Genomic DNA, 21,401 nt, shown 5'->3' with positions numbered 1-21,401 from the left:
TTAGCTGTCGCGTTTGCGGCTAAACCAAGGTACGTCCACTTCATACTTATCGACTTTATTTTCTACGCCGAGTGTTAAAGCAAACAGTGCCATACGAATTAATACGCCATTTTGTACTTGGCGGAATATTGCTAAATTGTCGTTACTGTTTAAGTCGTTATCAAGCTCGTTGGCTTCTAAGCGGCTATCACGTGGTAACGGATGCATTAATACAGAGTTAGGTTTGCAATGAGCGCTGTAAATAGATTGGCTAATTCTAAAACCGCCACGGTATTTATTTGCTTCTTCTTGCGAAGGAAAACGCTCTTCTTGAATACGTGTTTGGTAAACAATATCGGCTGCTAAATTACCTTCCATTTTGTTTACTAGCTCAATTTTGTGTCCCGCATTTTCTACGGCATCTAAAATGCTCGTTGGCATTTGTAGGCCATCAGGTGCGACCATCGAAAATTTTACGTTTTTATAATGGCACAATAGCTTTGATAGAGAATGCACTGTGCGACCATATTTTAAATCACCCACAAGCGCTATATGCATGCCATCAATATTTTGATCAAAACGGTGTAATTCACGCTCAATGGTTAATAAATCAAGTAATGCTTGAGTCGGGTGCTCATTTGGACCGTCGCCGCCATTAATAACTGGCACAGTACAGCCATCAGCAAATTCACTTACTGAGCCTGCGTCAGGGTGACGCATAGCAACAGCATCGGCGTAAGCTGAAATAACGCGCGCGGTATCGTAAAGTGATTCACCTTTTGCAAGCGCTGAGCTTTGCATACCTGTAGTTTCACGTACACCACCGCCTAGTAAGTTAAAGGCTGTACCAAAGCTAACTCGAGTACGAGTGCTTGGTTCAAAAAACAAATTAGCTAAAATAGCGCCTTTAAGCACTGTTGTTTGCTTTTGTTTTTTAGCATAAGGCTCCATTTTTTTAGCTACTGCAAAAATACGTTCAATACAGTCTCTGTCTAGCTGATTTACAGACAGTATATGTTCGCCTTGGAAACTTAACATGGGGTAATTCCTAATCAATCAAATGGGCGCGATAATCCATAAATGGAGCACGCAATCGCGCGTGTTATAGCAAGTATTGTAAATTGCAGCGCAGTTTAACATGCACCGAAACGCTTATAAATTAGGTTTTATTACCGCAAGTGCCACTATGATGAGCAGCGCAATAACAGGGAGCTCATTAAAAATACGGTAAAAGCGGTCTGTTTTAGTGTTTCGGTCATGTTTAAAGTCACTCAATAACTTAAAACAGTAGCCGTGGTATAGGTATAAAATAATTACCAGTACAAGTTTGTAATGTAGCCACATACTGTATTTAAACCAATCACGACCATATTCAACAATGGTTAATACACCAAATACAGCCGTTAAAACAGCAAATGGGGTTACGAAATAAAGTAGCCTGCGCTCCATAACTTTAAGCATAGAGTTACATGATCTTTCTTCGCTCATTGCGTGATATACAAATAATCGAGGCAAGTAAAAAATACCAGCAAACCACGCAATCATAAAAAATATGTGGAGTGTTTTATAAATCAATAATGCGCTCATAATAGTCCTTATTGCTTAAAGTAAGCTGTTACGAATGGTTAAAATATGATGAATTTGATCCCAGCGTAATAGCCCCATAATTTGTTGATTATCTAAAAGGTTATAAACGTAAAGCGCGCCACTTCTTTTATCTTTTAGTATATCGAATGCATCGGCTAGGGTGGCTTGGCTGCTGATGCCCTGCAAGCTAATGTAATTTATATTTATTGCTTCATCAGACATTAGCGTTAAATCGTATTCAGCGAGGCGATAGCCATTTTCTTCGTCAAAAACAATCAAGGGTGTTTGGCTATCCATGGCATCAAGCGTATTTTTTATTTGCTCTTTATCGTCTGAGTAAAGCAATTTAAAGTCTTCATCCATATCATCCATTATTCCCACTTTTTGTAATGCTTCGGTAGCGGGAGATACATGGTACGGCAATCCCTGAAAATCTAATTGCTGCAAAAATATGGAGCGATTTCCAAAAAATTGTAATGCAGTTACATATGCAGTGGTTATAACTATCATCGCAGGAACGATTATTTCAGGTGATGATGTAAGCTCCATTACTGTTGTTAATGCAGCAAGTGGTGCATGCAGTGTAGCCGCTAATAATCCAGCCATACCTAAAACCCCATACGTGCCCGCAATATCAGTACCCGGGCTAATATATTGAGCAAAAAAGGCCATTAATGTCCCAATTAATACACCAAGCCCAATTACCGGACCAATTAAACCACCAGGAATACCCAAACCAATAGCAAACAATGTGGCAAGTAGTTTAGCTATTAAAATGGTAGTAAGCAGCTTTACGTTATCAGGCGATTCAACCGCGATAGTAATCGCACTCATACCAGAACCCATAGCATGAGGCACCGCGTAAGCTATCAAGCTGGCAATACAGCCTGCGATTAGTAAACGAGGAAACATACTTAAAGGTTTAAATGTTTTAATAATTAGCATTAAGTTTTGATTAAAGCTAAATGCTATAGCGCCCAGCGCCATACCGCATAATATTAAATAAGGGTAATGCCAACCACTTAATGGCGCTATTGTAATGAGTGCAAGTTCAGAGCCTTCACCAAAAACAAACTGCGTAGCGAGTGCACCAGTAACAGCAGCAAGCATGATTGGCACAAATATGTGTACTTTATATTCTCGAAGTACCACTTCCATTACAAAAATAACGGCTGCAAGTGGGGTATTAAACGAAGCGGCTATACCTGCCGCAACGCCGCAACCACTTAAAGTACGCATGGCGTTATGCGGTAAATGTAGTTTATCCGCTAAAATACTCGCACCTGTTGCGCCCATATGTACGGAAGGCCCTTCTCGGCCAACCGAAAAACCGCTAATGAGTGCAAGTGCTCCACCAACAAATTGATTAACCGTATTGTATAAAGGCATTTGCCCGTAATGGCGCTTAATACGATGAATAACAAAAGGAATGCCTAAACGGTAATGTTTAAAGCCAGTAAATGCAGCAAAGCACGCAATTAAAAATGCGGCTATTAATGGCATTAAAACGCGTTCAAGAGTGGGTAGGGTAGTAAAGTCGTCAGGTGTTTCCAAAAATAAGCTTTGAAAAAACAAAATAGTTAAGCGAAATAAAATAATAAAAAATGCAGCAATTAATCCGGCAACTACGCCTAATAAGCATAATTGTACAGATGTTTTAGGTTTTGCCAGTCGACGCCTGAGTTGCTCAAGCCACATGCATTATTTCCTCGCCGCATTTTTCAGCAGCATTTTAGCAAAAGAGTTTAGTTAAGTCCTTGTGATTTTGAATTTTTCGTAACTCATATTAACAATTTGCAGTAAAGATTAAGACCTATTTTTTATAACTAAAATTTTTAATGAATTTATAGTTTACAAGGGTCGCTTTTAGTTTGCTTAAGTATTATTTTAGTGAGCTAATGTTTAGCCACTTTTTTACTAATTTATAGGTATAACTTAGAGTAAAGAGTTGTTTTACTATACTTGATTAAAACACTCGGGTATTAGATAATCACGCCATTGCGATATTGAGGGTTTTAAAATGTCTGAAGAATTACCAATTAAGTTCAGCGATGCAGCTGCTGTTCGCGTTAAACAGTTAATCGACGAAGAAGAAAATCCAGATTTAAAACTGCGTGTTTATGTAACAGGTGGTGGTTGTTCGGGTTTTCAATATGGTTTTACTTTTGATGAAAAAGCGAATCCTGGCGATTTAGAAATTGTAAAAAATGGTGTAACACTCGTTATTGATCCAATGAGCATTCAATATTTGGTTGACGGTGAAGTTGATTACACTGAAGGATTAGAAGGCGCACGCTTTTTTGTATCTAATCCTAATGCAACAACAACCTGTGGTTGTGGTGCAAGCTTTAGCGTTTAACAGCCAAACGCTAGATAGAATGAAGCCGCTTTTGCGGCTTTTTTAATGCCTACAAATCGGTTGGGGCGTATTCGGTTATTTGCATTATCAATACAAAAAAGCCAAGTACAAAAGCAGAAAACGCTAAAATGTATATGAAGCCTTTTTTGCCTTGCTTAATTGGTACGCCGTTGTGGCGCAAAAAAAAGTACCAACCCAAGCACAACACAATCGGTAATAAAAAAAGAAGTCTGAACATTATTCGGCCTTTTTGGTGCTAATTATTGCTTAATCATAAACATGTGACGATAAATTGGAACAAAATTGTTATAAAAATTCATTTAAATATTTTATAACTAGAAATTAATTTATTAATACTTTTTGAGTACTTAGGTCAATATTCAGCGTTTATAAATATTCACTCGTGTTCATATTTGTACCGAGTATGTAATTAGTTATTTAACCAAAGTGTTAATAGTATATAATGTATCCAAGAATGAGACGGGCAAAATTTCATTCTCAATAAAAACAAATCTTTACCACATTATTAGCGTAGTTTTTTAGCTATATTGGTGGAGTGAGTAGCAACACATGCTTTGTTAAGCAATAGCTTGCTATTGAAAATATGGTATGACTGCTTACTTGCCTACAGCTATTGATAGAGACTACTGCTTTAATAGGTACGTCAAATCATCTAGTAGGAGATGTAAAATGATGGGCAAAACAGTTTCTTCTGAAGAAAATGCAAAGCTAACAAAGTGGCTTAAAAGTAAGCGCCACGAAAAGGGTCATACAATGCGAAGCCTAGCACAAGTGCTGGGAACGCCTCATTCGTTTATCGGCAAGATTGAAAACCAAGAACGCCGTTTAGATGTGATTGAGTTTGTTCGTTATTGTACAGCTCTAGAAGTTGATCCACATGAAGCACTTAGTTTGCTAAAAGTAGATTAACTCAAACATTGCTTAGTACACTTTAAGGGGCACTTGATAGTGCTAAGCAATATGTTAATGCAGGGATGCATTAAATATTTTTATGATAATTTTTCTCAAGCTCATATAATTTATGCCTAATCAGGTATAAAAATATCAGCGAAGGTATAACCATCAAGGCTGTTAAAACAAAGAACAGCGACCAATTTCCCATTAACCAATCATCAATTACTACACCACTGTAGCTCGAAAGTAACGTTCGTCCTAAATTCCCTAATGACGCCAGTAATGCATAGTGTGTTGCACTAAATGCTCTATCGCATAACATCGATATAAAGGCCACCATAGCGACCAGCGACCATGCTTGCGTAAACCCATCAATAACAATAGCAAAGGCATACAGTCTTAAATCAGGGCCAACTAAAGCAATCCACGAAAAGGCTAAGTTTGAGGCCGCCATCGCAATGCCACTAACAAATAAACCCTTAACAATGCCATATTTTTGATTAAATAAACTGCCAACAAAGGTGAATATGATTGTAAGTACGGCAGTACCTACCTTTGAAAATGTAGCTATATCGCTATTGCTAAAACCAATTTCTTTATAAAAAACAATCGACATTCGCCCTAAAAACGCTTCGCCTATTTTAAATAAGAAAATAAACGCAAGTAATGCTAGTGCCGTTTTAACGCCATTTTTAGTAAAAAAAGCTCTAAAGGGATCAATAACGGTTACCGCGAGCCACGCAACAGTTTTTGTAAGAGGGGTTTGTTTTGTAGAGGACAGTTTTTCAAGGTACACACGTTCAAGCTCGGCATGTACCGCTTCTCTATTTGATTCAGGTTCTTTTGCAAACAATGATCCACTCATTAGCAGCAGCATTACAGCAGCTAAAAAGTAATAAATTTGTGGCCAGTCGAGCGAGGGGATATCAGCCATATAAAATGGAATTGCACCTAAAAGCGCATAACCTGTCCACCAACCAGACGTTGCCATAGCGGCTGCCGCTGTTGCTTTGTGAGATTCGTTTGCTTTAAGTGTGTCTATTCTGAATGCATCAATAGCAATGTCTTGCGTAGCAGAAGCAATGGCAATTAACAAACAAATTGCAGCAACAATTGCTAAATTAGCTTTTAAATTAAGCCCTGCTAATAATAAGGTGCCAATAAAAATAAAGCTCTGGCAAAATAGTATCCAACTACGACGTTGGCCTAGCCATTTATATAAAATAGGGAGTTTTGTACGATCGATTAAGGGCGACCATAAAAAATTTATACTGTAAGCGCCAAATACAATGCCGAATAGGCCAATCATACTGCGGCTTAGCCCTTCATCCTTTAGCCAAGCCGACATAACAGAGCCAATTAATACCCACGGAAAACCGCTACTCATACCAAATATAAAAATATGGATTAAGCGTTTGTCTTTAAAGTAAGAAAAATATTCGCTAATAGAGAGAGATTTGCTCATAGGGCCTTCATTGGCTTTGATGCAGAGCAGCTAAGCTGCTCTTAAATAAATTACAGTGGAACTTGTTCAAGCATTTTAATATTTAAGATGATCACCGGTTTTTTAGGAACAAAATCGTAACCAATCTTTTCATTAAAGCCCGTTTCTACAGCCATGATCTTATCAAGGGTATCGTAGCCATCCATTACATTACCAAATACTGCAAAACCCCAATCTTTCCCTGGATTTAAGTGATCATTATTATCCATGTTAAAAAAGAATTGGCGTGTTCCCGAGTGCGGTTCACGGTCCTGATACGCCATAGCAATGCTATACATATCGTTTTTTAAACCGTTACCGCTTTCATTAAAAATAGGATCGTTTTCGTGTAAGCCGTCGTAATCTTTATCGTAACCACCACCTTGAATAACAAAGTCGCGATCATTTTCTACATCGCGCTCAATACGATGAAAAACACTGCCTTGATAGCTCTTATCTGACACGTAAGTTAAAAAGTTATTGACCGTAATGGGTGCTTTTGAACGGTCCAGTTCAACAACAATACTGCCCATCGTTGTTACGATTTCGACGCGTGGAAAAATATTGTCTTTTTGCACAAAGCGGCCTTCTTGGGCTGCCAAGCTACTTACACTAAAAAATAGGCCTAAGCAGATTAAAAAAAGTCGTTTCATAGTTAACCTTCTAAAAATTCTATTAATTCAGGGTCAGATACAATGCGGGTAATAACTTGCTCAGTCAACTTATTGAGCTGACCTTCTATTTTTGCTTGCTCATGACTAAACGGGCCTTCTAAATTCGCACTGCCTCTATACACTTTACTAAAATTGCTTGAGGCGCGAATAACTCTTACACCAAGCTCTATATGCGCTTCACTGGTATGGCTCACTAGTTTTTCGGTTACCACCGCTTGCAATGCATGAATATCTACTTCAAAGCGAACAGTTGCTAAGTTAGAAATACTGGCTCCATTGCGGCTAAGGGCGCTGTCTAACACACTTTTAATAGAGCTGGTAATGCCTTGGCTTGCAAAGGTTTTAGTTTTGTCTGATTCAATAAGTTTAAGTGTTGACGAATCGCCACGTAAATCAATTACACTGGTGCTTAAGCTACTATTTATAGTGCTTATTTGACCACTTTTATAAACAGGATTGAGTATTACTTGGCTAGGCTGATTCGCACAGCCACCAAGTATTAGTAATACACAACACCCAATTATAATGTTTGTTAATTTCATTTATAGCATTCCACTATTTTTAGTTGCACTTAGAACGACAAACTTTTTGTTTGAACCTAACAACTTACAGTTTCCGAACATACGGTTTAATTTATCGTGATAATCTAAATGACGATTACCAATAATACGCAGCTCGCCGCCTTCTTTTAAAGTATCTTTTGCTTGTTTAAACATTTGCCAAGCAATGTGATCGGTAACAGCTTGAGCTTGGTGAAATGGAGGATTACAAAGCACCATATCCACACTGTCTCTTTCAAAGCCTGTTAAACAATCGTTTTCGATGAACTCACAGTTATCAAACTTATCGCCTAGGTTAATTTCTACATTTAACCGGGCTGACTCTACTGCCATGTAAGACTCATCAACAAAGGTAACTGATGCATTAGGGCAACGAGCAAGCGTCATTAATCCAACAACTCCGTTACCACAGCCTAAATCAATAATGCTTTTAGCTTTTGGTGTTTCTGGTAAGTAGTTAAAAAAGAAGCGCGCACCAATATCCAACGAATCACGCGAAAACACATTTGCATGATTTGTTATATTAAACTCAGTACCTTCAAGTTCCCATGTTGTAGGGAAGTCTGCTGCTTTATATCCGCCTTTAGCATTGCTTAATATTAGACGTGATTTTTTAACTGCTAGGCTTGTTGTTGTTTCACCAATAAATTGCTCAAATGATTTTATTGTTGAATTATGAATTTCTTTTGTTTTACCTGCGGCAATTACTGGCGTACCAGGTGCAAGTACTTCACTAAGTTCACTTAATTGGAACTGTAAAAAACCCACATTACGAGGGATTTTAATAAGTACTAAATCAACATCCTCTGGTAATGCCGACAAACTATCTACTTGCGTAAACTCTGCTGTAGGCAGCTTGTTTTCTTGTAAGTTATAAGCCGCAGCTTGGTGGCTAATATAAGAATCATTAACTGAACAAACCGTTAACTTATTAAAATAACAAGCAAGTGCACCAAAGCTATCGTTTAAAATAAGCAATGAGCGACAATCTGGGTGATGTTCGTTAACATAATTGATAAGGTACTCATCTGCCGAATCCCACGCTTGTAAGCTGCGGTTTTTTTGATCCAATGGAAAGCGTTCAAGAGTAAAGGTTTTATCGCCTAGCTGGGCTTGCGTCGTCATAATGGTTCGTTGATCAGTAATCTAATGTAGGTAAATTCTAACATGCAACGGCAAAACGCCAACCCCCAACAGTTACCAAATGGCTTTTCTTATCAAAGTAGGGCACTTAGTGCACAAAAAAGCCTCGATCTATTTTATTATTTGCAAAAAAACCTACGTTGGCAGCAACCCGATGTAACCGTTTATGGCAAAACGGGGCCTATTCCACGACTGCAATGTTTCATGAGTGATCTAAATATTGAATACGGCTATTCAAGTAGTAAGCAAATAGTAGAACCATGGGATGAATTGTTACTCAATATGCGAAAGCGTTTAGAAGCACATTTAAACCAGCCTCTAAACTCATTGCTCGTTAATTATTACCGAGATGGTAATGATACGATGGGATGGCACAGTGATGATGAAATAGAGCTTGGTGATAAACCAACAATTGTATGTATCTCTTTAGGAGCTGATCGGGTTTTAAAGTTAAAGCACAAGGCGAGCAATAAAGTAACCGACTTAAAGTTACAAAGCGGTAGTTGTTTGATTATGAACGATCACAGCCAACGAGATTATCAACATGCAATACCTAAGCAAACCACGCTTGGGCATCCGCGAATAAGTTTAACTTACCGATTTATAAAGCACATTAAGCAAAGTAATTTAGTTAGCCAATCGCTGCTTTAAATTGTTATAGTAAGTGTATAAATTAGCTAATTAAAACGGTCTTTTTATGTCAATGCAGCAACAGATCCAAGAAAAAATAAGCAACGCCATTGCGTGTAAACATTTAAACGTGATTAACGAAAGCCATATGCACAGTGCTGGCACTGAATCACACTTTAAAGTAGTAGTGGTTAGCGAAGATTTTGCGGGTAAGCGTTTATTACAACGTCATCGCGAAATTAATGAAATTTTGAAAGATGAGTTAGCAAATCATATTCATGCACTCGCTATTCATACATATACACCCGATGAGTATGCAGAGCAGGGTGGCGAAGCGCCTGATTCACCCAATTGTATGGGTGGCTCTAAAGTTAGCTAAGTAATGTTTTAGAGTATTTGATGAGTGTTTAACTGATCAGATCAGTGTTTTTAGTATTAGCCTTTAAACTAGCGCTAATTTTTATTGTAAAAGATATAGGATGATCAATGGTCATTAAGCCTAAAATTCGTGGATTTATCTGCACAAACGCACACCCAGCTGGTTGTGCAGAGCATGTTCAAGAACAAATTAACTATGTAAAACAACAAGGCGCATTAAAAAGTGCACCAAAAAATGTATTAGTTATTGGCGCATCAACAGGCTACGGCTTGGCATCGCGCATTACTGCTGCGTTTGGTGGTGGTGCTAAAACATTAGGTATTTTCTTTGAAAAAGAAGGTACAGATCGTAAAACAGGCTCTGCTGGTTGGTACAATACCGCTGCTTTTCAAGAAGCTGCAGACGAAGCGGGTCTTTGGTCTAAAAATATTAATGGCGATGCGTTTTCTAACGAAATCAAGCAAAAAGCAATCGACACTATTAAAGCAGATTTGGGTAAAGTAGATTGTATTATTTACAGCCTAGCGTCTCCTCGTCGTACTGATCCAAATACAGGTGAAGTGTTCTCATCTACACTTAAGCCAATAGGTAATGCAGTAACCACTAAAAACTTAAATACATCAAAGCGTGAAATTGATGAAATTACGGTTGAAGCTGCAAATCAAGACGATATCGACAACACTATTAAAGTAATGGGTGGTGAAGATTGGGAAATGTGGATTGATGCATTAAAAGAAGCCGGTGTACTTGCCGATAACTTTAAAACTACAGCGTATACTTATATTGGTAAAGAGCTAACATGGCCAATATACGGACACGCTACTATTGGTAAAGCTAAAGAAGATTTAGACCGTGCAACGGCTGCTATTAAAGAATCAACAAAAGATTTAAATGGTGAGGCGTATGTTTCATCACTTAATGCAGTAGTGACACAAGCAAGTTCTGCTATTCCTATAATGCCGTTATATATTTCTGCTTTATTTAAAGTTATGAAAGCAGATGGCACATATGAAGGCACCATTGAGCAAATTCACGCATTATTTAGTGAAAACCTATATGGTGAATCGCCTCGCTTTGATGACGGTGGGCATTTATTCCAAAACTATAAAGAGCTAGAAGACGATGTGCAAGCACGCGTTCAAGCTGTATGGGATAGTGTTGATACAAGCAGCATTGATGAGCTAACAGACTATGTTGGTTACCATAATGAGTTTTTACGCTTATTTGGTTTTGGTATAGACGGTGTTGACTACGATCAAGACATAGATTCAGTTAAGCCAATTGCTAATATGATTGACTAACAGAATTTAGATATAAAAGCCGCAATAGCGGCTTTTTTTGTATTATGCGATTTGTTTAATTTGCGATGAAATCAGGAACGATAATTGCTTAGGCTACCACTTTGGTCTACCTTGATTTTTATTTAAATCACTTAACAAAACTAAATAAGTGTTTCTGTCGTATAATTTTCATAAATACACTCGCATAGTCATCTAAAATGATGTTAAAATCTCGACAATATGTGATGAGTTTTACTACGTTGCTTGTTTGATATTTCTAGTAAGCTGCTCTTTTGTACCTTGATATAACTTGGAATAACTCAAATGGCGACGTGGTTGATACGATTTTTCAGTTTCTTTCCTTTAATGTAATGCAAGTGCGTATGATCAATATAAAAAAAGGTCTGGATTTACCCTTAGAGGGCGCGCCACAGCAAGTTATACATGACGGTTCTGCTGTCAAACGTGTAGCTGTGCTTGGCGAAGAGTTTATCGGTATGCGTCCAACCATGCATGTTCGTGTGGATGACCAAGTCAAAAAAGGCCAGGTACTTTTTGAAGATAAAAAGAACCCAGGCGTCCTATTTACTGCTCCAGCTTCTGGTACAGTAAAAGAAATAAATCGTGGTGCTAAACGTGTGCTGCAATCTGTTGTTATTGAAGTAGCAGGCAGTGAGCAAATCACCTTTGACTCTTTCAAAGCAGACGAGCTTCCGAGCTTAGAGCGCGAAAAAGCCAAAGAAGTACTTATCCAGTCTGGTCAATGGACAGCACTTCGTGTTCGCCCATTCAGCAAAGTAGCGGCTGTGGATGCAAATCCTAGTTCTATTTTTGTGACCGCAATCGACACAAACCCATTAGCTGCAGATCCTGCAGTAATTATTGCAGAAAATGCGCAAGCATTTGAAGCGGGTCTTGCAGTTGTTTCGCGTTTGACCGATGGCAAAGTATTTGTGTGTAAAAAAGCAGGCAGCCAAGTTCCTAGCTCATCTATAGCTCAAGTAGAAGTACATGAGTTTGGTGGTGTGCATCCGGCTGGCCTCGTTGGCACTCATATCCACCATCTTGATGCAGTTTCTGTTAGCAAACAAGTTTGGCATATTGGTTACCAAGACGTTATTGCGTATGGTCACTTATTCCTTACTGGTGAAATTTACACAAATCGTGTTATTTCGCTTGCAGGTCCTCGCGTTAAAAACCCACGTTTAGTGAAAACACAATTAGGTGCTTCATTGGATGATTTAGTGGCTGGTGAGTTAGAAGACGGAGATAACCGCGTTATTTCTGGTTCTGTTCTATCGGGTTCTATTTCAAACGGTGTTCATGCATTCTTAGGTCGTTACCACGTTCAAGTATCTGTTTTACTTGAAGGTCGCGAAAAAGAATTGTTTGGCTGGATTGCACCAGGTAGTGATAAATTCTCTGTAACGCGTACGTTCCTTTCTCACCTTGCACCAAGTCGTTTATTTAAAATGACAACGTCAACAGGTGGTTCAAAACGTGCCATGGTACCAATTGGTAGCTACGAGCGCGTAATGCCGTTAGATATTTTGCCTACTCTATTATTACGTGACTTAATTGCACGTGATTTAGACAGTGCAATTTCATTGGGCGCGCTTGAACTTGATGAAGAAGATTTAGCGTTATGTACCTTCGTTTGTCCAGGCAAATACGAGTATGGTTCTATCCTACGCGATTGCTTAACTACGATCGAGAAGGAAGGCTAGAGAGATGGGTTTAAAAAAATATCTAGAAGATATCGAGCCGAATTTTGAAGCCGGTGGTAAATATGAGAAGTTTTATGCACTGTATGAAGCAGCTGCAACTATTTTTTATACACCAGGCTACGTAAATAAAGGCGCGACACACGTACGCGATAATATCGACCTAAAACGCATGATGATTTTAGTGTGGATGGCGACGTTCCCAGCTATGTTTTTTGGTATGTTCAATATCGGTCATCAGGCCGCAGGTGCTTTAGCACAAGGTTTTGAACTAGCAAACACGTGGCAAGTTGGTTTGTTCCAGTTATTCGGTGGTGAATTAACCGCTGATGCAGGCTGGGGCGCTAAGATGTTCTATGGAGCATGTTTCTTCCTACCTATCTACGCGGTAACGTTTGCAGTGGGTGGCTTTTGGGAAGTAATATTTGCTTCTGTGCGTAAGCATGAAATTAACGAAGGTTTCTTCGTTACTTCAGTTTTATTTGCACTTATTTTGCCAGCAACTATTCCTTTATGGCAAGTTGCGTTAGGTATTACGTTTGGTGTAGTAATCGCTAAAGAAATCTTTGGTGGTACTGGCCGTAACTTCTTAAACCCTGCTTTAGCCGGTCGTGCATTTTTATTCTTTGCATACCCAGCTCAAATCTCAGGTGACACAGTATGGACAGCAGTAGATTCTTTCTCTGGTGCAACTATGCTAGGCCAAGCATTTGCTGGCACACTTGACTTTGCAAACATGGAATTATGGTGGAATGCGTTTTATGGTTTCATTCAAGGTTCTGTAGGTGAAACATCTACACTTGCATTATTAGTAGGTGGTTTGTTCTTAATTTACGTTCGTATCGCTTCTTGGCGCATCGTACTAGGTGTATTCCTAGGTATGGTAGCAACTGCATTTTTATTAAATGCTGTTGGCTCAGAAACTAACCCTGTATTTGCAATGCCTTGGTATTGGCATTTTGTACTTGGTGGCTTTGCGTTTGGTATGTTCTTTATGGCTACTGACCCTGTATCAGCTGCATTTACTGACAAAGGTAAATTAGCATATGGTCTATTAATTGGCTTTATGGTGGTTATGATACGTGTTGTGAATCCTGCTTTCCCAGAAGGCATGATGCTAGCAATCTTATTTGCTAACTTGTTCGCTCCACTGTTCGATCACTTTGTAGTGCAGGCTAATATTAAGCGGAGGTTGGCACGTAATGTCTAGTAATAACGAATCAATCGGCAAAACGTTATCAGTTGTTGTAGCACTATGTTTAGTGTGTGCAATCATTGTATCGTTTGCTTCTGTACAGCTTCGTCCTTTACAGCAAGCTAATAAAAACAAAGATATTCAAAGCAATATCTTAGCTGCTGCGGGCATCGACAAAGTTGAAAATGTTCTTGAAACATTTGATGCAAAAATCGAAGCGCGCGTTGTAAACATGACTACAGGTGAGTTTGTAGATACAGACCCAACAATCTTTGACTTTGAAAAAAGCAAATATGATGCAGCGCTAAGTGTTTCTCTTCAAGAGAAAGGCGTTAAAGATATTGCTGGTATTCAACGTGTGACTAAAGAGTCACCGGTGTATATCTCTAAAAAAGAAGATGGCTCAGTTGATGCAATCATTCTTCCTATCCAAGGCTACGGCTTATGGGGCTTAATGTACGGTTTTATCTCGCTTGAAAGCGATGGTGAAACAGTTAAGGGCATTATCTTTTACAAGCATAATGAAACCCCAGGTCTTGGTGGCGAAATCCAAAATCCACAGTGGACTGCTACATGGGAAGGTAAAGAACTTCCAATTCAAATTGTTAAAGGTACTGCGGGCAATGATGAGCATAAGATCGATGGTCTTTCAGGTGCTACATTAACGTCTAACGGTGTTGATCATGCAGTTGACTTTTGGACTGGCGAAAATGGCTTTGGCCCTTTCCTTGCGAAAGTACGTAAAGGAGCATTGAAATAATGGCTGATACTAAAGAAATGAAGGCGGTCCTATTTGGTCCGGTTTTAGCTAACAACCCAATCGCACTACAAGTACTTGGTATTTGTTCTGCGCTAGCGGTAACGTCTAGCTTAAAAAATGCGTTAATTATGTCAATTGCATTGACACTTGTAACTGCGTTTTCGAGCTTTTTTATCTCGCTTATTCGTAACCAGATCCCATCATCTGTACGTATCATCGTACAAATGACCATTATCGCATCATTGGTAATCGTTGTTGACCAAGTATTACAGGCATTTTCTTATGCTACTGCAAAAGAGCTTTCTGTATTCGTTGGTCTAATCATTACTAACTGTATCGTAATGGGTCGTGCTGAAGCATACGCGATGAAGTCGCCACCAATTATGTCTTTCCTTGACGGTATTGGTAACGGCTTAGGTTACTCTGTAGTACTACTTACTGTTGGTTTCATTCGTGAGCTATTTGGTAAGGGTTCACTATTCGGTGTTGATATTATCCCATTAGTACAAGATGGCGGTTGGTATCAGCCTATGGGTCTATTGATCTTACCACCGAGTGCATTCTTCATCATTGGTTTATTCATATGGGTACTGCGTACTTATAAGAAAGACCAAGTAGAAGCTAAAGCGTAAGGGGCAAATAGTGGAACATTATATTAGTTTATTTGTAAAAGCCGTTTTTATTGAGAACTTAGCGTTGTCATTCTTCTTAGGCATGTGTACTTTTTTAGCGGTATCTAAAAAAGTAACTACATCAATTGGCCTAGGCATAGCGGTTATAGTTGTATTGGGTATTTCTGTGCCTGTAAACAACTTGGTTTATCATGCGGTACTTGCACCTGGTTCACTAACTTGGTTAGGTTACCCAGATGCAGATCTTAGCTTTTTACGTTTCTTAACTTTCATTGGTGTTATTGCAGCACTTGTGCAAATTCTTGAAATGGCATTAGATAAGTTTTTCCCTGCACTATACAACGCGTTAGGTATCTTCTTACCACTTATCACAGTTAACTGTGCAATATTTGGTGCGGTATCATTCATGGTTGAGCGTAACTATAACTTCGGCGAGTCTGTTGTTTATGGTATTGGCGCTGGTGTTGGTTGGGCACTTGCAATTACATTACTTGCAGGTATCCGTGAGAAACTGAAATACTCAGACGTACCTGACGGCTTACGTGGTTTAGGTATTACCTTCATCACTGTTGGTTTAATGGGACTTGGCTTTATGTCATTCTCTGGTATTTCACTGTAAAGGTAGCGAGGATAAATCATGGATTATCAGATTTTCTTAGGCGTTGGTGTTTTTATCGCTATCGTTGTACTACTGGTTTTAGTCATCATTGGTGCTAAATCTCAGTTAGTTGCAAGTGGCGATATTATCATCGGCATTAATGGCGACCCAGATAAAGCCATTAAAACATCAGCAGGTAGTAAGCTTTTAGGCGCACTATCTGAGTCAGGTATATTTGTATCATCTGCTTGTGGTGGCGGTGGCTCTTGTGGTCAGTGTCGTGTACACATTAAAGAAGGTGGTGGTGATATTCTGCCAACTGAGCTTGATCACATATCTAAAGGTGAAGCCCGTGAAGGCTGTCGTTTAGCGTGTCAGGTAAATGTTAAAAATGACATGGAAATTGAACTTGAAGAGTCAATTTTCGGTGTTAAGAAGTGGGATTGTGAAGTTATCTCTAATGATAACAAAGCAACGTTCATCAAAGAACTTAAGCTGCAAATTCCAGATGGCGAGTCAGTGCCGTTTCGTGCGGGTGGTTACATCCAAATCGAAGCTCCACCTCACCATGTTAAATATGCAGATTTCGATGTTCCTGAAGAGTATCGTGGCGACTGGAACCATTTTGGTTTCTTCGATCTGGAGTCAAAAGTAGACGAAGAAACAATTCGTGCTTACTCAATGGCTAACTACCCAGAAGAAGAAGGCATCATTATGCTTAACGTGCGTATTGCTGCTCCACCTCCAAGAAACCTTAGCTTGCCATGTGGTAAAATGTCTTCGTACATTTGGTCACTTAAAGAAGGCGACAAGGTAACTATTTCGGGCCCATTTGGTGAGTTCTTTGCTAAAGACACTGACGCAGAAATGGTATTTGTTGGTGGTGGTGCTGGTATGGCGCCAATGCGTTCTCATATCTTTGACCAACTTAAACGTTTGAACTCTAAACGTAAGATGAGTTTTTGGTATGGTGCACGTTCTGAGCGTGAAATGTTCTACGTAGAAGATTTTGACGGCCTAGCCGCTGAAAATCCTAACTTCGTATGGCATACAGCACTTTCAGATCCACAGCCTGAAGATAACTGGGAAGGCTATACTGGCTTTATTCATAACGTGTTATTTGAGAACTATCTTAAAGATCACGAAGCGCCTGAAGATTGTGAGTACTACATGTGTGGTCCTCCAATGATGAATGCGGCAGTTATTACTATGCTTAAAGATTTAGGTGTTGAAGACGAAAATATCTTACTAGATGACTTCGGTGGCTAACACTAATACCAAAACAGTTTAGTTTTGGTTAAAATACCAGCCTCGTAGCACTTGTGTTACGAGGCTTTTTTTATTCTTTAATTTTATCAATCTATTAAGTAGAGCTGTTATGAATCGAGTAAGTACTTCACAGGGCATAATGGCCTTTTTACTAATTACACTGACTGTATTATTGTCTGGGTGTGGTGAAAAGCCAGAGTTAAAAGAAACCTTTTTAGAAGGTAAGACTATGGGTACCACTTATCATATTAAATATTATGATGAGCAAGCCCAGCTATCGGCTTCACAACTACAGCTGCAAATAGACGCTGTTTTAAAAGATGTGAACCAATCTATGTCTACTTACATAGAAGACTCTGAAATAAATACATTTAACAGATTACCTGCAAATCAAGTCATGCCAATTAGCGAAGATTTTAGGGCTGTTATAAGCGAGTCTATTCGCTTGGGTGAATCGACTAAAACACTCGACGTAACAATGGGGCCTTTAATTGATTTATGGGGCTTTGGGCCTGATAAAAAACCAACTAATCGCCCAAGTGATGAAGAGCTTGCAAGTATGGTTGAAAAAATAGGCATTGATAAACTTATCTTAAATGAGCAAGGACTGGCTAAAACAGTTAATGGACTGGAGCTTTCTTTTTCGGCAACAGCTAAGGGCTATGGTATTGATAAAGTTGCCCAGTTATTAGAAAGCCACGACATTACTAATTACATGGTTGAGATTGGTGGTGAGCTGCGTATAGCAGGTGAAAAGCCAAATAATCAGGATTGGAAAATCGCGATTGAGCAACCAGATGCGCAACCTGGAGAGCGTAAGGTACACCGTGTTTTATCGCCAGGTACAAGTGGTATAGCGACATCGGGTGATTACCGTATTTTTTATAAAATGGATGGCGAGATCTATACCCACTTAATTGATCCAGCAACAGGTATGCCTATTAAGCACGACTTAGTGTCGGTAACTGTGCTTCATCCAAGCGCTATGACGGCAGATGGTTTAGCGACGGCACTTACTGTAATGGGGATGCAAAAAGCGCAAGCTTATGCTGAGCAACATGATTTACCGGTTTATTTAATAGGTAAATCAAAAGAGGGTTTAATTACCTACTCAAGCCCAGCATTTAAGTCTTATTTATAGTATGGTGCTGACTTGTTTATTTCCGTGTTATTTGGGTATATAATAGCAGTCGCTCAAAAATATTTGAGTTTAATTTATTGCTGATCAATAGGGGCTAAGCAATGTCACTTTTTCTTCTTACTTTTGGCTTACTAATTTTGATAGTTTCGGCTATGGCCGTTGGTATGATCGTGCAAAAAAAATCTATGGCAAGCAGCTGTGGTGGTTTAGGTTCGGTTGGTATTGATAAAGCCTGTGATTGCGATGATCCATGTGATAAACGCAAAAACCGTTTAGCAAAAGAGCAAGCCTGGAAAGAAAACCAAATTATTTAAGCCTGTCTTAAATATTAAAAAGCGCTTTATAGCGCTTTTTTTGTGCCTGTAAAACGCCTTCGCATCATAGCTTCCAAAGCAATCCAATCTAAATGTATTAGACAAAGGTATATAGTTTAGTTTTTTTCACCTATTAGGTTTATTTTTCTCGTTTGTCAAATTGGAGCTAACACTCTAAAGTTTAACCATAGACAAAGAGCAAGGCTCTCGTCATAAGCTTGAGGCATAAGTTAGCCTCGCTTAAAAGAATCTTTATATTGTGTGTGAAGATGTTGTCAGTGTGAAAGGCAACTCAAGTTCGGTGGATTCACTTCCATAAAGAACGAGTTTGAGTTGTTTTTATTCCCTACAATTGCCACGCAGTGTAAACCAAGAATCTTTATATTGTGTGTGAAGATGTTGTCAGTGTGAAAGGCAACTCAAGTTCGGTGGTGACTGAATTTGGGTTGTTTTTATTTACTTTCAATTGCCACGTAATGTAAACCAAGAATCTTTATATTGTGTGTGAAGATGTTGTCAGTGTGAAAGGCAACTCAAATTCGGTGGATTCACTTCCATAAAGAACGAGTTTGAGTTGTTTTTATTCCCTACAATTGCCATGCAGTGTAAACCAAAAATCTTTATATTGTGTGTGAAGATGTTGTCAGTGTAAAAGGCGGCTCAAGTTCGGTGGTGACTGAATTTGGGCTGTTTTTATTTGTGCGACACAATTATTACTCCCTCCTAAAAACCTATAATCCTATTAAATATTTCTCTTTAAATCGTTTTTTATTTGAACTAACCGAATGTTTTTTATCGTGTTATTTTTTATTAACAAAATAGCTTCGAAAGCTTAACTCAAATTAATTGATTTTTAGTTGAACAGAAAATTCTCTTTGTTATACTCAAGTTCGAACTTTCAGTAAGTTTTGAAAGTTTGGTTGATACGGATCAATTTTCGCTAGATAAATATGTGCTAGCTGGATTTGATTGTATTTAGCACCTGGTTTTAGGGCTTACAACAGCAATGTTTTTTAAATTTTTCCATTGCGAACTGTATTACTCTAATTTTGTTATAGTCATTTTAGTAGGTTAATGTCTTTGAACACACTTTCTTTGCATCATACAGCTACGGAACTTGCCTCTGGCGAGCCGCAGACGTGTGAGCGCTTGAATAAAGCAGGCAAGGGCGTGTGTGTAGCTATAACTTTATTAGTGTTTAATACTGTAATGTTGCTAAGCGGTGCATTAGAGGATGCCTTCAAGCTTGAAGCGCTATTAAGTGATGGGTTTATTGTAGAGCCACTGTTACTTAATCTTGCGCAATTTTTAGCTCATCCGATCATATCAAGTCAGTTACTTATTGGCCTTTGTTGGTTATTGTTCCATATTTGTCCAGCGCGTCGTGCTGGCATAATCCTCCGTAAAGCAGCCTTTGCTTTTAGCGAGGCTAAAGTTCTTCAGCCTGTGATCTCTTCACACGGTTGTCGTGCTCCACCTAGCTTTACAGGTTGCCTGTAACGCTGCATCTTGTTGCTGGTTTTAATTATTTGTTCTTGCTGTAAATAATTAAGGTTAGCTAAAACAAAGTAGCTCCGTGTTTTTTAAACACATTTCAGCCAACCACCACTCACCCAAGTTAACTTTTATTACGTTATATAAATGCGTTTAGAAAGCTGGGTTTGTTGCTAGGTCATTAATGGCATGAGCTTTAGGTTTTGAATAGCCCCCTTATTTTTATAATTTAATTCTAGTTAACTTGGGTTTTTATTGAAAAATCGTTGCTTTGGTTTTTATTTTAAGCAGCAAATTGAAACTCTAGGTTTGTAGGATACTCCCTTGTTAATTCGTAACCTTTGTAATATTGCTTTAGCTAGTACAGTGCTGGCGTTGTCAGGCTGTAAAGGCGGGATACTCGATCCAAAAGGGCAGATAGGCATTGATGAGAAAAATTTAATCATCATCGCAACCGTGCTTATGTTGCTTGTAGTCGTTCCCGTTATTGTGATGACTTTGTATTTCGCTTGGAAATATAGAGACACTCAAAACCAAGAAATTTATGCTCCAAAATGGGCTCATTCAAATAAAATTGAAGCCGTTGTTTGGGCTGTTCCTATTGTTATTGTAATCATTTTAGGTGTTATTACCTGGCAGTCTACCCAAGAGCTAGACCCTTACAAACCAATTGAAGGTAAAGGTAAGCATCTTACTGTTGAAGTGGTTTCATTAAACTGGAAGTGGCTGTTTATATATCCTGAGCAAGGTATTGCTACGGTTAATGAATTAGTGTTCCCAGCAAATGTACCTGTTGAATATAAAATCACTTCAGAGAGCACAATGAACTCCTTTTTTATTCCGCAATTGGGTAGTCAAATATACTCAATGGCTGGGATGGAAACCAAGCTTCACTTAATTGCAAATGAGCCAGGTACGTTTAAAGGCTTTTCTGCAAATTACAGCGGCGCAGGTTTTACTGGCATGAAATTTAATGCCATTGCTACACCTACCCAAGCTGGTTTTGATAAGTGGGTGAGTGATGTGAAAGCGAATTCAAGCGCTAACAACCTGACTCATGCAAATTATGTTGAGCTTGCAAAAGCAAGTGAAAATAACCCTGTAGCCTATTACGGAAAAGTTGATGACGGCTTATTTCATACCATTGTTATGAAGTATATGCAGGCGCATGGCGATATGAACAAAAAACACCATGCAATGGGCGAACATGGGCAAATGAGTAAAAAGCATCATGAAATGAGTGAGCACTCAATGCCTTCATCTCACAGCCAAGGCGAGGAATAAT

Annotated in this window: 23 protein-coding genes; 15 read left to right on the top strand and 8 right to left on the bottom strand. The window is 38.9% G+C overall.

What is annotated here, in order from left to right:
• The 3 genes from QL998_RS08490 to QL998_RS08480 all read right to left on the bottom strand — a co-directional run bounded on the left by QL998_RS08490 (position 1) and on the right by QL998_RS08480 (position 3,264).
• Complete coding sequence (locus QL998_RS08490) at positions 1-1,017, bottom strand: aspartate carbamoyltransferase (RefSeq protein ID WP_007584862.1); 1,017 nt, start codon at positions 1,015-1,017, stop codon at positions 1-3.
• Positions 1,018-1,131: 114 nt separating this feature from the next.
• Positions 1,132-1,566: a CopD family protein gene (locus tag QL998_RS08485; protein ID WP_007584864.1), complete on the bottom strand. Its 435-nt coding sequence runs from the start codon at positions 1,564-1,566 to the stop codon at positions 1,132-1,134.
• Positions 1,567-1,581: 15 nt separating this feature from the next.
• Positions 1,582-3,264, bottom strand: a complete 1,683-nt coding sequence (locus tag QL998_RS08480; RefSeq protein ID WP_007584866.1) for a chloride channel protein — start codon at positions 3,262-3,264, stop codon at positions 1,582-1,584.
• Between the two features lie 322 nt (positions 3,265-3,586).
• On the opposite strand from QL998_RS08480, the gene erpA reads away from it, so the two are divergent.
• Positions 3,587-3,925, top strand: coding sequence for an iron-sulfur cluster insertion protein ErpA (gene erpA / locus QL998_RS08475; RefSeq protein ID WP_002958911.1), 339 nt, complete (start codon positions 3,587-3,589; stop codon positions 3,923-3,925).
• 49 nt (positions 3,926-3,974) lie between these two features.
• Here erpA and QL998_RS08470 read toward each other — a convergent pair whose 3' ends face one another.
• A complete protein-coding gene (locus tag QL998_RS08470; RefSeq protein ID WP_010555198.1) occupies positions 3,975-4,163 on the bottom strand; it encodes a hypothetical protein in 189 nt (62 codons plus the stop codon).
• 452 nt (positions 4,164-4,615) lie between these two features.
• Here QL998_RS08470 and QL998_RS08465 point away from each other — a divergent pair, with 452 nt between their 5' ends.
• Entirely contained in the window at positions 4,616-4,855 is a 240-nt protein-coding gene (locus QL998_RS08465) for a helix-turn-helix transcriptional regulator (RefSeq protein WP_007584874.1), read from the top strand.
• A gap of 70 nt (positions 4,856-4,925) precedes the next feature.
• On the opposite strand, the gene QL998_RS08460 is transcribed toward QL998_RS08465, so the two are convergent.
• From QL998_RS08460 to QL998_RS08445, 4 genes are read right to left on the bottom strand one after another with little or no spacing between them, the layout of a single operon-like run.
• Positions 4,926-6,305 (bottom strand): MFS transporter, encoded by a 1,380-nt coding sequence (locus QL998_RS08460; protein WP_182195960.1) that lies wholly within the window; start codon positions 6,303-6,305, stop codon positions 4,926-4,928.
• 50 nt (positions 6,306-6,355) lie between these two features.
• The gene (locus QL998_RS08455; RefSeq protein WP_010555196.1) at positions 6,356-6,976 is read right to left on the bottom strand and encodes a peptidylprolyl isomerase; all 621 of its coding nucleotides are present in this window, start codon (positions 6,974-6,976) and stop codon (positions 6,356-6,358) included.
• Positions 6,977-6,978: 2 nt separating this feature from the next.
• Positions 6,979-7,539 (bottom strand): YajG family lipoprotein, encoded by a 561-nt coding sequence (locus QL998_RS08450; RefSeq protein WP_182195959.1) that lies wholly within the window; start codon positions 7,537-7,539, stop codon positions 6,979-6,981.
• Positions 7,540-8,682, bottom strand: coding sequence for a methyltransferase (locus QL998_RS08445; RefSeq protein ID WP_024598287.1), 1,143 nt, complete (start codon positions 8,680-8,682; stop codon positions 7,540-7,542).
• A gap of 42 nt (positions 8,683-8,724) precedes the next feature.
• On the opposite strand from QL998_RS08445, the gene QL998_RS08440 reads away from it, so the two are divergent.
• The 13 genes from QL998_RS08440 (at position 8,725) to cyoA (ending at position 21,400) form a co-directional block, all read left to right on the top strand.
• Positions 8,725-9,351 (top strand): alpha-ketoglutarate-dependent dioxygenase AlkB, encoded by a 627-nt coding sequence (locus QL998_RS08440; RefSeq protein ID WP_182195957.1) that lies wholly within the window; start codon positions 8,725-8,727, stop codon positions 9,349-9,351.
• A gap of 46 nt (positions 9,352-9,397) precedes the next feature.
• Positions 9,398-9,709, top strand: coding sequence for a BolA/IbaG family iron-sulfur metabolism protein (locus QL998_RS08435; protein WP_165721276.1), 312 nt, complete (start codon positions 9,398-9,400; stop codon positions 9,707-9,709).
• A 107-nt stretch (positions 9,710-9,816) separates the two neighbouring features.
• Positions 9,817-11,010, top strand: coding sequence for an enoyl-ACP reductase FabV (gene fabV, locus QL998_RS08430; RefSeq protein ID WP_007584887.1), 1,194 nt, complete (start codon positions 9,817-9,819; stop codon positions 11,008-11,010).
• Positions 11,011-11,372: 362 nt separating this feature from the next.
• Entirely contained in the window at positions 11,373-12,716 is a 1,344-nt protein-coding gene (locus tag QL998_RS08425) for a Na(+)-translocating NADH-quinone reductase subunit A (protein WP_024596562.1), read from the top strand.
• Between the two features lie 4 nt (positions 12,717-12,720).
• The gene (locus tag QL998_RS08420; protein WP_002958899.1) at positions 12,721-13,923 is read left to right on the top strand and encodes an NADH:ubiquinone reductase (Na(+)-transporting) subunit B; all 1,203 of its coding nucleotides are present in this window, start codon (positions 12,721-12,723) and stop codon (positions 13,921-13,923) included.
• Positions 13,916-14,668, top strand: a complete 753-nt coding sequence (locus QL998_RS08415) for a Na(+)-translocating NADH-quinone reductase subunit C (RefSeq protein ID WP_002958898.1) — start codon at positions 13,916-13,918, stop codon at positions 14,666-14,668. The genes QL998_RS08420 and QL998_RS08415 overlap by 8 nt, the downstream gene beginning before the upstream one ends.
• Positions 14,668-15,300, top strand: coding sequence for an NADH:ubiquinone reductase (Na(+)-transporting) subunit D (locus tag QL998_RS08410; protein ID WP_007584891.1), 633 nt, complete (start codon positions 14,668-14,670; stop codon positions 15,298-15,300). The genes QL998_RS08415 and QL998_RS08410 overlap by 1 nt, the downstream gene beginning before the upstream one ends.
• A gap of 10 nt (positions 15,301-15,310) precedes the next feature.
• Positions 15,311-15,919: an NADH:ubiquinone reductase (Na(+)-transporting) subunit E gene (gene nqrE, locus QL998_RS08405; RefSeq protein ID WP_002958896.1), complete on the top strand. Its 609-nt coding sequence runs from the start codon at positions 15,311-15,313 to the stop codon at positions 15,917-15,919.
• 18 nt (positions 15,920-15,937) lie between these two features.
• Entirely contained in the window at positions 15,938-17,167 is a 1,230-nt protein-coding gene (nqrF, locus tag QL998_RS08400) for an NADH:ubiquinone reductase (Na(+)-transporting) subunit F (protein ID WP_002958895.1), read from the top strand.
• Positions 17,168-17,276: 109 nt separating this feature from the next.
• Positions 17,277-18,308 (top strand): FAD:protein FMN transferase, encoded by a 1,032-nt coding sequence (locus tag QL998_RS08395; RefSeq protein ID WP_182712248.1) that lies wholly within the window; start codon positions 17,277-17,279, stop codon positions 18,306-18,308.
• 101 nt (positions 18,309-18,409) lie between these two features.
• Complete coding sequence (gene nqrM, locus QL998_RS08390) at positions 18,410-18,622, top strand: (Na+)-NQR maturation NqrM (RefSeq protein WP_007376137.1); 213 nt, start codon at positions 18,410-18,412, stop codon at positions 18,620-18,622.
• A 1,080-nt stretch (positions 18,623-19,702) separates the two neighbouring features.
• A complete protein-coding gene (locus QL998_RS08385; protein WP_002958097.1) occupies positions 19,703-20,122 on the top strand; it encodes a hypothetical protein in 420 nt (139 codons plus the stop codon).
• Between the two features lie 318 nt (positions 20,123-20,440).
• Complete coding sequence (cyoA, locus tag QL998_RS08380) at positions 20,441-21,400, top strand: ubiquinol oxidase subunit II (protein WP_024603771.1); 960 nt, start codon at positions 20,441-20,443, stop codon at positions 21,398-21,400.
• Position 21,401 lies beyond the last annotated feature (1 nt).

Source organism: Pseudoalteromonas sp. APC 3691, assembly GCF_030408135.1.
In the GTDB taxonomy this organism is placed as follows: Bacteria; Pseudomonadota; Gammaproteobacteria; order Enterobacterales; family Alteromonadaceae; genus Pseudoalteromonas.
The sequence above is the reverse complement of the archived record's forward strand: the minus strand, read 5'-3'. Positions and strand labels throughout refer to the sequence as shown.